The following is a 12402-nucleotide window of genomic DNA, read 5'->3' on the forward strand; positions in this document are numbered from 1 at the left end:
GCTCATTATAGTTGCAGCCCTCGATGACATAGCAGCTTTTGATAGGCGGATTACATATCGCTTTGCTATCAGTTCAAAATAGACGCTGACTTTGTTATAGTTGCGGGCATTTTTATCCGAAGTCCCTGAAATCCCGCTATGCGTCTGCCTGATTGCCTGCCTGCTTTATTCCCGTCTGCCAAAAAGCCCAACTGCTTTTCAACCTCTCCACACCGCATATTGGAATGGCTTGTGAAATTCAGCCTGGCAGGCGTGCTCAGCCTCACGCTACAGGTTTCTGCGGCAGACCCTGCTCCTGCCGGCAGCACCACCGTAGCCCCGACAACATCGCAAGCGCCCACACCTACAAGCAGTGACCGGAGCAACCGGTTCGACTGGTCGAAGGTACCTCCTGTAACCGCCCCTTCCCGCCCCGGCATGTTCACCATCGCTCCCTCCGGGCCGGGATACTACTCGCTTTGGGATCATATAACCGGCAACAAGCGTGAGAACCCGCCCGTTTCTCCCTATGCTCCCTATGCCCTCATGACCACGCCGGCTTTCGATATCGATTTCCGCTATCTCGAAAAGCCCGAACATGAGAAGGATATTTTCGATCCCATCAAGCGCATCCATCTTGGCGATGACTTCCTTTTGTCATTTGGGGGCAACTTCTGGTACCGGTATATGCGGGAATCCGACGCGCGCCTGACCAATACCAGCGACAACTACCACATGATCCGCAGCCGATTTCATGCCGACTTCTGGTATCAGGACCGGATCCGGCTGTTTGCGGAGTTTCTGGACGCGCGTACTTTCGGGCAGGCATTGGCACCGTTGGCCACGGATGTCAACCACACGGATATGCTGAATGTTTTTGCAGACATCAAAATCGCCAACATCAAGGACGGGCCGGCTTATCTGCGCGTGGGGCGGCAGGAATTGCTTTACGGCTCGCAGCGACTGATTTCCACGCTCGATTGGGTCAACACCCGCCGCACTTTCCAGGGGGTGAAGGGGTTCTGGCGCACGCCCACATTCGACCTGGATGCATTCTGGGTGCGACCGATGGTGACGGAAAGAAACAACTTCGATAACTGGGATCAGAAGCGCGAATTCTTCGGCTTATGGGGAACCTACAAGCCCATGAAAGGGCACCTGGCCGATTTCTATTTTCTGAGCCTGGATGACAATCGCAATCTTGCCGTGGGCAGAGCCGGTGTCAGGGGCGATTCGATCACGCATACCCTCGGCAGCCGCCTGGCGGGAGACTACAACCAGTTCCTGTACGAACTGGAGGGCATGTACCAGTTCGGCCAATATTCCAACCAGGATATCTCGGCCTTTGCCGTTGCGTCCGGTGCTGGCTACCACTTCAAGGGAAAGCCGCTGAATCCGCAATTCTGGCTGCGTTACGACTTTGCCTCCGGTGACAATAATCTGACCGATGGCAGCCGCACAACCTTCAACCAGCTTTTCCCCTTCGGCAACTATTACCTCGGGTGGATCGATCGCGTAGGCAGGCAGAACATCCACGACTTCAACGCCCAACTCAATCTGCACCCCCTGCCCTGGGCCAATTTCACCGCCCAGTACCACCGCTTCTATCTGGCGAACAAGCGTGACTTCCTGTACAACGCCGCAGGCACCGCCACCCTTAGAGACGCAACCGGACAATCCGGCAGCTATGTCGGGGATGAGATCGATTTCCGCTTCAACATACACGTCGACCGGCACGAAGACGTGCTGATAGGGTATTCGAAACTGTTTGCCGGCGATTTCCTGAAAGCGCAGGCACCGCGCGTCTCGCCTGACCTGTTCTACGTTCAGTACAACTTCAGGTTCTAAAAACGTGAACGGCTGGCAGCGGTGATGCCGCTATGCCAAAGCATCAAACCGACGCCGCCGGGGAATTCAACCCTTCCGGCAGAATGACAAATTTCTGGTGAAACCTGATATTGCAGACAGGCGGCCATTTTTTTCCTGGAGCACAGCCCAATAGCGCCCTCCGCCCCTGGTTTTTTTATTCCCCTTATAAGAGGCTATTACATGGTCCGCACTGACCCATGTAGACAATATTTTTACCGCGCATGGAAGATGAATGGCGGGATCGTGCAGGCGTTTTGCTTTCTTGATGCCACAGCTATAGCCCGGCTGGTTTGCGCTTTCTTTTGATATCTGCAGCAGCCCTCGATTTGTATCCCGTCTTCTGAATACGTCTTTGGATGGCCCTCTGGCAGCCGCTTCAGGATCAAAGGTGCTTTCGAATTCCGCCATAGACGAAAGCAGGCCCACCCAGAACTGAATCCTTTTTTTGCGTGGCAAATGCTTATAGGTCGGGCAAAATTTGCCGATATCCTTGGGGACCGCAGAGGGAAGAGACGAGGTGTCAACAGCAGTTTCCGTAATCCGCGTCCACGAGCCATCAAGGTTCTTTTTTGACCACGCGGCATAATCCTGAGCCTGAGCGGCGAAGGATGCGACCGGAGCCAGCATGAAGATCAATAACAGGACAACACACACTATGAGTATCCTTCTTGACCATAGATAATGCGTTTATATAAATCATTATAGACCCCATCCCGGCAGAGTTTAGTTCCCCTCAAACTCGCACAGTGCAAACACCTTGAGGCCCTGATCTTCCAGCCGCGCCCTCCCCCCGATATCCGGCAGGTCGATGATAAAGCCACACTCCACCACCTCGCCGCCCATCTCCTGTATCAAGCCAGCAGCGGCCTCCGCCGTCCCGCCGGTAGCGATCAGATCATCCACCAGCAGCACCCGGTCGCCCTTCTGAATCGCATCCACATGAATCTCGATGCGGTCGCTGCCATATTCCAGCTGATAATCGCGCCCGCGTGTTTCGGCAGGCAGCTTGCCCTTCTTGCGCACCGGCACAAAACCCACGCCAAGCTCATAGGCAACCGGCGCGCCAATGATGAAGCCGCGTGACTCGATCCCGGCCACTTTATCGATTTTCATGGTCTTGTAGCGGCTGGCGATTTCCTGAACCGTCGCGCGCAACCCGACCGGGTCTTTCAGCAGCGTGGTGATATCCCGAAACATGATGCCTTCATGGGGATAATGCGCGATGGTGCGGATGCGGGATTTGATCTGCATGCTACTTCCTGTTTCTGATTTTTCTGGGTTAAAGGATTCGGAGGCCGTCGATACGGATGAGCCGCTTTCGGCTATACTACCGTAAAGTTGCCGGGGATAGCGTTCTGGTGTATCCTTTGCGCCCTTTGCCGGGTTCCTTTCCTGGAACCCTCAACAGGAGAGATGGCCGAGTGGTTTAAGGTACACGCCTGGAAAGCGTGCGTACGGGTCAACCGTACCGAGGGTTCGAATCCCTCTCTCTCCGCCATCTCGGTACAGAAGTGGGCATTCCTAAAGCCGCCGATTTCCCGCCTCCGATGGCGACAAACGTGCGTAATAGCTCGTCTTTCGATCCCTTGAACACTTTGGTCGATCACCACGCCGTCGAGCTTGTCCATCGGATCGAGCGGCCTTCGCACACCGCCCGACGCCCGCCGTTTTCATGCTATAGCCCATTCGCTTCTATCAGCAGTCAGACTGGGGGATAACAAGAATTGACGGTCAGATGTTCTCTCTAGTTATCTCCTTGATGCTTGGGATGCTGAATCGTCAAATTCCGTACATAGCCGCCGAGACGAGAGTCTCCCCAATCTGACCGGTCCAGCAACACCCGTATGCCGTCGATCACCAAGGCCTGGGGCTCGGAGGCTTGAGCGCGGACATAGATTGTCGTCGCTCGCTCAGCGTCAAATGCCTTGACGAGCAGGGTCAGCGCGCGTTCATCGAAGGCGCGCTGCGCTTCCTTCGCATCGTTCTGACTCGATCCGTCGAGTGCAAGCCAGAGCTGCGTCACGGCTCGCTCATTACCGGTGAGGTAATAGGAAATCCGATCGGCCAGCACATTGTCGTTCAGCTTTACCAATGGGATGTGCGCGAACCACTCCCGTTGTGTGCGGTGATAGTCGTCAGTGACGAGGCCGTATTCTTCAAGAAATAGCCGCGCCACATGGGGCGACCAGCCTTCGGCGCGCGTAACGATGGGCGGGTTCTTTTCGATCTTGAGAAGCCGCTTGATTTCCCAGATGGCGTCTTTGACGCCCTGCTTGTCGGCGATGTCGCGCCCGCGCATGTCCCGCACGAGGCGCTTCACCCCGTCGATATTCCAGCCGAACGCGAGCAGAGCGCGCCATCGCGCATAGCGGACGATGGACGCCTGTTTTGGCCTTACCTGTAAATGGATAAAGGCTTCTTCGTAGGTCATATAGACAGCAAGTAGAAAAATGAACGGAACGAACATTAGCCAGAGCAGCAAGGGTAGCCCGAACTCGCGCAGTGTGTTCAGTGACCAAAATTTGGTGACGCTGCTAACGACCAGCCAATAGCTGAAGCCGAGGATAATGAGACTCGCGAACGTCTGGAGCCCGCGCAGCAGGTTCAACACTCGGGGAATGCTGGGCTTGTCAGTCTGATGTTCACCGACGGCTATAAGGAGAGTAAGAAACACAAGTGCGGGAAGCATGAGCAGTTCGACCCAGAGCGGGAAGCTTACCAACTTGGCGACGAACAGGATGACAGCAGAGAGTGTGAATGCATCGCGCACCAGCTTGCCCAGTACATGCGGCTTGTCCTTGAGCCGCTGTGCCTCAAAGATGCAGGTGAAACCGACCGTCAACCACCACAGCAGTGTCAATTTGAGATTGGACCAATCCCATAGATTCAACCACGCGAGCAGCCAGACACAACCCGCGACGTAAAGGGACATGAGCACCCAGATCAATGCGAGCTTCGGAGAAAAGAATGCACGTACCACATCAAGCGCGAGAGGCCGTCCTTTCTTCCAAAACATTACGGCAGCCAGCAAGAACCCAGAGTAGATGAGGGCGGCAATCTCGCGATTGTTCAGGTCAAATCCGAAGTAAGTAGTGGGGAGCAAAAGCACTTTCTTTGAAACTGAAGGCCAAATCAAGTTTTCCCCGATTGGCGTGGATAGCTCTGTTGATAACTCCCTAAGCTCGTGTCTGTGCTTGAGTTTTCTGCACTGATCAAGATTGTGGCAGGAGAACGAGCTGTTATTGGATATAGGGTGACTTCCGATTCCCGCGCCGTTATCCACCGCTTTCGCTCCCAGAGAGTTTCACCTGTGAGCAGGTCATCCCTGCGATAACCGACTACCGACTACACCCCGTCAACACGAACCGCTAGCTGTAGGATTTTACAGCTACTCCTGACTTCCATTTGGTTATCTAATCCTGATTCTTTGCGGCCATGTCAAATGCCTGAGCCGGACGAGGCATGGGCTGAAGCATATAACTGAAAGAAAGGTTCTTTTGGAAAGTTTCTTTTAACCTCCCGTCGCTTCGCGTCTCCGGGAAATTGCGTGCCTGTGCTCGCCATCCCGTCAAGCTTTATTCATCTGACTTTATCCGTTCAACTTTATCCAGAATCAATAACCATAAACAAGGCTTAATCCATGCAGCCAAAATTACTCTCATCCACCATGTCCCGGCGTACATTCCTGAAAGCCGCAGCGGCGACCACCGCCGCCATCGGCGCTTCTGCCCTGCCCTTCGGAGCCCAGGCGCAAGGGAAAGCGAAGTATCGGCGTTTGAACGTTCTGAATCCGGAGGCGAAGCGCGCCATCGAAAGCTACAAGAGGGCTATCGCCAGGATGCTCAAGCTCCCGCCGGAGGACCCGCGCAACTGGTATCGCATCGCGCTCACTCACACGATGGATTGCCCGCACGGGAACTGGTGGTTTCTGGTCTGGCACCGCGGCTATATCGGCTGGTTCGAGCAGATTTGCCGTGAGCTCAGCGGCGACCCACAGTTTGCCCTCCCTTACTGGGATTGGACAGAGAATACGGACCCCAACAGTCCCTTTCAGGCACGCGTGCCCGCTGTCATGTTCGACGATGTGCTCACCCCCGCTCATCCGGCCTATATTGCAAATTCGCGCGAGTTTCAGAACCGCTTTCGCGGGGTAATCGCCAAGGCGGATTACTGGAAGCGCATTTGTGGGCCGAATGGTGAATTCGACGATGAGACGCAGTATGGTCAGCTCCTCGCCCGGGGAATCCGCTCCCCTGAGGATCTGTGGTTTGATATGCTCAATGACCCGAGAGGCCGCTTTTTTTTCGATCTGAAACAGGCGCGCGGCGCGACCCGGGAAAAGCCGGAGCTCGATGGAAAAACAACGAAGGCCGTCTCCCTGCAAACATTGCTGGACGCGCTGGCCCCCCGCGATTTCCTCACGTTTGCCAGCCCGAAGACCCTTGGTCACAGCGCCCTCACCGGATTTGGCGTGCTGGAAGGACAGCCGCACAACAGGGTGCACAACTGCGTCGGCGGCATCTTTACCGATCCCAAAGGCAACACCACCAACAACGGCGGCTTCATGCAGGCTAATCTTTCGCCTGTCGACCCGCTTTTTTTCCTGCACCATGCGAATATCGACCGGCTTTGGGACGTATGGACCCGCAAGCAGTTGGCGAGGGGATATCCTGCCCTGCCCGAAGGCGTGGATTTCGACGCCTGGTCGAGAGAACCGTTTCTGTTCTTTGTCGATGCAAAGGGAAAGCCGGTGAAGAAAAGAACCGCCGGGGACTACGCGACTATCGGGGATTTCAATTACGATTACGAGCCCGGCTCCGGCGAGGAGGTGGTTGCGCCTCCCATGTTCGCCTCACTGATGAGCACAGCCGTACCCTCCGAGAGCACCAGGGCCCAGATCAGCCGCTCCGTGGTGAGTGGAGAGCAGGCGGCAAGCGCTATCGTGACACTTCCGTCTCCGCTGCTTGGCCTGCGTGCAAAGGCGGAAGCGCCGCGATTGTATGCAAAGATCACCCTGGCGCTGCCGCCGCTGGCGCACCATCATGATTTTGCCGTGATGGTGGATGATGGGAACAGTCGAACGGACCCATCAAGTCCTCACTACGTCGGCACGCTCTCCATGTTCGGTCATCACACCATACAGGCCCCGGTTACCTTTACCGTGCCTTTATCGGGCACGATCGAGGCAATGCGGCAGAACGCGCAGCTTACAGCCAGCGGGGCCTTGAATATCCGGATTGTTTCGGAGCGAATGGTAAAACCGGGAGTACTTACGGCAACACATGGCCATGGCGCGGAACCGAAGGCGGAGGTACTTTCCATTGTTGTGGAGGCGCATTGACTGCGGCGACATGCAGAAGGCAGCTACGCTTCGCCACGGTAATTGCTGTTCTGATATTCTCATCCATACTGGGAAATGGCGCTTTTGCGCAGATGGAGACGCAACAGGGCGTGATCGAACTCACGCTTCCGCGCCCGGTTTCCGGCAATGAAAAGGTCTGGGTTGAAGTACGTACGCGCGCACTTCCCAAACGCGCGGAAATCCGCGTCACCGCGCCGGATGGAACTCTGCTCGGCACGATATCGCCGTACGGAGCACCAGGGACACCACGCCATGAAGCAGCAACTGCAACCTACACCATTCCTCTTCCCACGAGCGCGGTCTCGGATGACCACGTAGAGTTGTACCTGGAAGTGGATGAACCGGACAAGCCACCACGCGCCCCATGGCCGGTTGAGGTGGAAAGTCTCAATCTGGTTTATGTACCGGTCAACGACTGACCCAGCTATTCCTGCATCGACCAGGCACCGGATAATATCCCTTATTCACTTTGCTCCGGATAGATTCCGCAGCAGCCGCAGATCGCTCTTGAGGCTTTCCGGTTGACCTATCCGGATTCTGCGAAAATCGGGGTGTGCCGGGTTGAGCAGCAGGTTCCGCTCAGCGGGAATTACAACACTGGGAACATCCAGCACGCAGTATCTGGCCTCATGCAGCCATCGGCTGCCGATTTCCTCGAGGTTTTTACGGCTCTCGAGAGTTCGCCAGTTCTCAGAGAGCTGTTCGGCATCGATTTCCAGTCTGGGGATATCGCCAGGAATTTCCGCGGGAATCAGGAGATAATTGGCGCGCAGCGGCTCGTCCTGGACGAGCATTTCGAGAAAGGCGAGTGACCTGCTCTGCGCCGTGTACACTACCGGCTCGCCCTTGCGATTCCAGCGGCCGCCGAACAACCGCGCACCCTCACCGGAAAATGCGGAAGCGGCGAAGCGGTGTGTGACGATACGCCACACCGTCAACTTCAAGTGAAAATACCGTGCTCGATCCGGCCAAGAATAGTCATCACTGAATCGGCGCCAAGATCAGTATCCAGCATGGACAGGGGTGTGGCCCCCCCCAGGCTGGCGTTAGGGGACTTGATCCAGTCCAGCGCCAGGGATCCGTCCTCAAACACCTCGCCGGCACGTTCAACAACCCGCGCCAGGCGCAGCAGTTTGCCGGATTCCTCACAGTTGAGCACTCCCTCTTTTTTTCGCCGCACCAGCGTGCGCTCCGGGATATCCAGTGCGCGGGAGAGTTCGCCCTGCCGCAGGTCCACAAGCCCCAAGACTGCATCGATCGCCGGGGCGGGAATGCCCCTGCGCACAAGCTCTATCCACTCGACCGCGGAACGTGGATCAGCGTGGAGTATCTGCTTGCCGCCCAGAACCTTCGAGGCGGAAAACGGCTTGCGGGCGACTGAGGAGGAGAAAGATGTCATAAAAATGATGATAAAGCGGTATCGGGAAAAATGCAAGCCATATGGCGTCCAATATATGCAAAATTGGCGATTTAAATCTTTTATAGCCCAAAGATGATCGAAGCAGGAGTTTTCAATACGCCCGGATGAACTACAAATGGCGGCCATAGGGTCAGTCTGCGAACGTGCACGGCTTATTTTCGCGGTACCTTTGGGGTCACTCGATATTCTGCGCTTGAGAGTCTTTGAACGAACTGGAAATCGCCCGGGTTCTGGTTCGAAGCTCGCTCACCGTTCGACCGACCCTGCGGCGAAGAAGGGTGCGCAAGGTTGCACCATCTGCATAGCCGACCTGGGCAGCAATCGCGTCTACATTGTCGTTGCTCGTCCCCAGGAGATATACAGCACGCTCAATACGAAGATCCTGAAAATAAGAAAGCGGAGATTTTCCCAGCACAGCCTTTAGCCGACGCGAAAGCGTTCTCTCGCTTGTACCTGTCGCAGTGGCTGCTTCGCTCAGCGAGAAACGTTCACCCAGCCTGTGGCGAGCCCAGCTTTCGAAGCGCTGGACCAGTGGATCGGTATGTGCAAGGTGATCAGGAATTGCAAAAACTGCCTGTGACGCTCGTGGTTCTATCAACAGATAACGCGCTGTCATTTCTGCGAGTGTGGGACTGCTTTGGCGTATAAGCCAAAGCGCCAGATCGATATGCGCCAGGGCAGCACCCGCAGTAACCAACCCAGGCGAGCTTACCACCATGCGCGATTCCTCCAGGCGCACCCGGGGATAACGTTCACGAAACAAGGGGGTAAGCCACCATGATGTGGTAGCACTTCGGTCATTGAGAAGCAAAGTATCGGCAAGAACGAAGGTTCCAGTGCAGGCGGCGCCGATAAGAACCTCCTCTCTGGACCACTGTCGCAAAAGATCGCCCGCCTCGCACACATCCGGCCGCTCAAGCGCCAACCGCAGCGTTTCCGGCATTTTTGCCCCAAGTGCGGGAATCAATACCACATCCGGAGGACCGCATCGCGACGCTGACACTACCGGTACAGAAAATCCCTGACTGGTACGAATACTCCGGCGCATACCCACGATAGTCAGGTCAAATCGCGTCAATACGTTGCCAGAAACCGCGAGATCGTTCGCGATACTCAGTGTATCCAGGAGCGTTGATAATCCAGTGTCAAAAACCTGATCGAGCGCAAGAATATGAATATGCATGGCGTAAATTATATCAAAATTGTCAATATCGCCACTTGGCAGAAATCCTCCTGATATTTAAAGTCTGAGCCTTATTGTTCAACATGAGAAAGGACATCAAGATGGTAACAGTTGCGCTGTTTGTGCGGTTACAAGCCAAACCGGGAAAGGAAGCGGACGTAGAAAGCTTTCTCAAGCAAGGACTTTCAATGGCAAATCAGGAAACCACCACACCGATCTGGTTTGCCCTGCGGCTCGGCCCATCGACTTTTGGTATTTTTGATGCATTTGCGGACGAGGCTGGAAGATCAGCGCATTTGTCCGGTCCCATCGCTGCCGCACTGATGGCAAATGCAGCCGATTTGCTGGCTGAGCCACCGCAAATCGAGCATGTGGATATCCTTGGCGTCAAACTCCCAAGCTGAACTGGAAAAGTGAAAAAATAAAAAGAAAGCGGTGAACGCGGGCGCGTTCACCGCTGGGACGCTGGGAAGGAGGCAGGGCAGGTTCTGCAGTTAAAGCCTTTGTACTCCTTCATCAGCGCCTGGGCCTTCAAGCAGCGTTAAGACTGGACTTATAAATGGCTGCGCCAGCGTCGCCCTGCCTGTATCTGAAGTACGGAAATATCCTGATTGCCACATAATTCCTGCAACTTGCTGTTTCCAGCCCTCTCTCATTCGAGACTACAAAAACCAGCATACTCCGGGGCGCATCATCTTGCCTTGAATACCTCGGCCAGGAAGCGTTCCGTCTCCCTCCACGAGGCCTTGTCAGCTTGCGCGTCATAAGCGAGCGGCAAATTGAATTTGCGCCCGTAGTCATCGGCCTCGGGGTTGGTAAAACTGTGCTTGGCGCCTGGAAATGTAACCGCCTTGTAGTTTACTCCGGCATTCTCCATTTCCCTCTTGAATGCCGTTACCTGCTCCGCGGGTATCATGGGATCAGCCGTGCCGGTAAAAGAGATAATCTGCGCCTTCACCTTGCCCCTTTGGGCAGGGTGCTCGGTCGCCAGACCGCCATGAAAACTGGCCACACCTTTCAAATCTTCGCCCTGGCGAGCCATTTCCAGGGCGACGCTGCCGCCGAAACAATAACCCAGCGCCGCGATGTTCTTCGGATCGACATTCTCCTGCTTCTGCAGGAAATTCAGGGCAGCTTCAAAGCGTTTTTTCGCCAACGGTAGATTTTTCTTCAGTTCTCCCGAATATCTGGAGGCCTCATCCGGATGGTGAGCCTGTCTGCCCTCGCCGTACATGTCGACTGCCAGCGCGGTGTAGCCCAGTTCCGCCAGCATCTTTGCGCGTTTTCGCGCGTAATCGTCGAGACCCCACCATTCATGCACCACCAGCACCGCGGGGTGGTTATGTGTTATTGCATCATCATATGCAAGGTAACCTTTGAGTGCCGTGCCATTGGCGGTGTAGGTAACTTCCTTCCCCTGTATGGCAGCCTGGGTCAGGGAACTCAAGAAAAACAATGCAGCGGCTGAGATGATTTTTTTCATGATGAACTCATTGTGCGGCGGGTTGATTAAATTTATTGATGATGTGAGTATAGTCGAGGCCTGTGGACCACCCAAATCGAAAAATAACGAACAATGGAATCCGGGTGAGTGGATCATGGAGCTATCCAGTTGTGGGATATTGAAAATTCAATATGAATCATCACGTTTTTAATGGGGATGCAGACGGTCTTTGTGCCGTCCATCAGCTTCTGCTGGACAATCCTGTTCGAACGGAATTGGTGACAGGGTTAAAGCGCGATATCCGGCTGCTCGAGCGGGTCAAGGCTCACGCAGGCGAACGGGTCACTGTGCTCGACATCTCTCTGAACAGCAATCGTGCTGCCCTCATGCAATTGCTGGAGGCCGGCGTAGCTGTCGAGTATTTCGACCATCATTATGCCGGGGAGATACCTGTCCATCCCGATTTGACCACGCACATCGATACATCTGCCGGGATATGCACAAGCCTGCTGGTCGACCGGCATCTGGAAGGCAAATACCGTTTTTGGGCGATTGCCGCAGCCTTTGGGGATAACATCAGCGAAAGTGCCAATAGACTCGCGCTACAGAATGAACTTGTCCAACCGCAGATAGAGAAACTCGCGCACCTGGGTGAATGCCTTAATTACAACAGCTACGGCGAGACTCTGGAAGATTTACACTTTCATCCCCTTGCGCTGTATGAGGCAATGGCGCCCTACCCCGATCCATTCGATTTTATCGCTGAATCGGTTGCCTTCAAGGAGCTTGCAGCAGGGTTTGGGGAGGATATCCGCATGACCTCCTCGTTGCGCCCCCTGCTCCAGCAGCCGCGTCACTCTGCTTATCTCCTTCCGGATGCGGCATGGGCAAGGCGGGTAAGCGGTGTTTTTGCAAACAAACTTGCGAACGACAACCCGGCATGCGCTCATGCGGTTATCACGATCAATCGGGCGGGTGGCTACAAGGTAAGTGTGCGAGCGCCATTGGCGAACCCTGAGGGTGCCGACATGCTCTGCATGAAGTTTGAAACAGGGGGAGGACGCAAGGCAGCCGGCGGAATCAACAATTTGCCCGAAAACGCGCTCGATACCTTCCTTGCCCGGTTCGCAGAGCAGTTTGGCTAA

12 protein-coding genes and 1 tRNA gene are annotated in these 12402 nt (G+C 55.1%); 6 read left to right on the plus strand and 7 right to left on the minus strand.

Annotated elements, in window-relative coordinates; all coding sequences use genetic code 11:
• Positions 1 to 231 precede the first annotated feature (231 nt).
• Positions 232 to 1827 (plus strand): alginate export family protein, encoded by a 1596-nt coding sequence (locus tag C8R21_RS06035; RefSeq protein ID WP_308811381.1) that lies wholly within the window; start codon positions 232 to 234, stop codon positions 1825 to 1827.
• Between the two features lie 66 nt (positions 1828 to 1893).
• Here the strand turns inward: C8R21_RS06035 and C8R21_RS06040 are convergent, their stop codons facing one another.
• Positions 1894 to 2502, minus strand: coding sequence for a transglycosylase SLT domain-containing protein (locus C8R21_RS06040; protein ID WP_107761897.1), 609 nt, complete (start codon positions 2500 to 2502; stop codon positions 1894 to 1896).
• 69 nt (positions 2503 to 2571) lie between these two features.
• Positions 2572 to 3099: an adenine phosphoribosyltransferase gene (locus C8R21_RS06045; protein ID WP_107761898.1), complete on the minus strand. Its 528-nt coding sequence runs from the start codon at positions 3097 to 3099 to the stop codon at positions 2572 to 2574.
• A gap of 156 nt (positions 3100 to 3255) precedes the next feature.
• Between C8R21_RS06045 and C8R21_RS06050 the strand changes: the two genes are divergently transcribed.
• A tRNA-Ser gene (locus C8R21_RS06050) sits at positions 3256 to 3346 on the plus strand.
• 246 nt (positions 3347 to 3592) lie between these two features.
• Here C8R21_RS06050 and C8R21_RS15855 read toward each other — a convergent pair.
• A complete protein-coding gene (locus C8R21_RS15855) occupies positions 3593 to 4951 on the minus strand; it encodes a hypothetical protein (RefSeq protein ID WP_181258868.1) in 1359 nt (452 codons plus the stop codon).
• Between the two features lie 537 nt (positions 4952 to 5488).
• On the opposite strand from C8R21_RS15855, the gene C8R21_RS06060 reads away from it, so the two are divergent.
• Together C8R21_RS06060 and C8R21_RS06065 are read left to right on the plus strand one after the other, a co-directional pair.
• Positions 5489 to 7189: a tyrosinase family protein gene (locus C8R21_RS06060; protein ID WP_107761899.1), complete on the plus strand. Its 1701-nt coding sequence runs from the start codon at positions 5489 to 5491 to the stop codon at positions 7187 to 7189.
• Positions 7186 to 7629, plus strand: a complete 444-nt coding sequence (locus C8R21_RS06065; RefSeq protein ID WP_107761900.1) for a hypothetical protein — start codon at positions 7186 to 7188, stop codon at positions 7627 to 7629. The genes C8R21_RS06060 and C8R21_RS06065 overlap by 4 nt, the downstream gene beginning before the upstream one ends.
• Positions 7630 to 7674: 45 nt before the next feature.
• Here C8R21_RS06065 and C8R21_RS06070 read toward each other — a convergent pair whose 3' ends face one another.
• The 3 genes from C8R21_RS06070 to C8R21_RS06080 all read right to left on the minus strand — a co-directional run bounded on the left by C8R21_RS06070 (position 7675) and on the right by C8R21_RS06080 (position 9813).
• The gene (locus C8R21_RS06070; protein ID WP_258192283.1) at positions 7675 to 8154 is read right to left on the minus strand and encodes an RES family NAD+ phosphorylase; all 480 of its coding nucleotides are present in this window, start codon (positions 8152 to 8154) and stop codon (positions 7675 to 7677) included.
• On the minus strand, positions 8151 to 8609 hold the full coding sequence (gene parS, locus C8R21_RS06075; RefSeq protein WP_107761947.1) for a type II RES/Xre toxin-antitoxin system antitoxin: 459 nt from the start codon (positions 8607 to 8609) through the stop codon (positions 8151 to 8153). Before parS ends, C8R21_RS06070 begins: the two co-directional genes overlap by 4 nt.
• A 196-nt stretch (positions 8610 to 8805) precedes the next feature.
• Positions 8806 to 9813 carry a GlxA family transcriptional regulator gene (locus C8R21_RS06080; RefSeq protein WP_107761902.1) on the minus strand — a complete coding sequence of 336 codons (1008 nt, stop codon included), beginning with the start codon at positions 9811 to 9813 and terminating at the stop codon, positions 8806 to 8808.
• Between the two features lie 101 nt (positions 9814 to 9914).
• Here C8R21_RS06080 and C8R21_RS06085 point away from each other — a divergent pair, with 101 nt between their 5' ends.
• Entirely contained in the window at positions 9915 to 10217 is a 303-nt protein-coding gene (locus C8R21_RS06085) for a putative quinol monooxygenase (protein WP_074973698.1), read from the plus strand.
• 287 nt (positions 10218 to 10504) lie between these two features.
• On the opposite strand, the gene C8R21_RS06090 is transcribed toward C8R21_RS06085, so the two are convergent.
• Positions 10505 to 11296 (minus strand): dienelactone hydrolase family protein, encoded by a 792-nt coding sequence (locus C8R21_RS06090; protein ID WP_107761903.1) that lies wholly within the window; start codon positions 11294 to 11296, stop codon positions 10505 to 10507.
• Between the two features lie 152 nt (positions 11297 to 11448).
• Here C8R21_RS06090 and C8R21_RS06095 point away from each other — a divergent pair, with 152 nt between their 5' ends.
• Complete coding sequence (locus C8R21_RS06095) at positions 11449 to 12402, plus strand: acetyltransferase (protein WP_107761904.1); 954 nt, start codon at positions 11449 to 11451, stop codon at positions 12400 to 12402.

Origin of the sequence: Nitrosospira multiformis, from assembly GCF_003050865.1 — a bacterium.
GTDB classification, from domain to species: Bacteria; Pseudomonadota; Gammaproteobacteria; order Burkholderiales; family Nitrosomonadaceae; genus Nitrosospira; species Nitrosospira multiformis_E.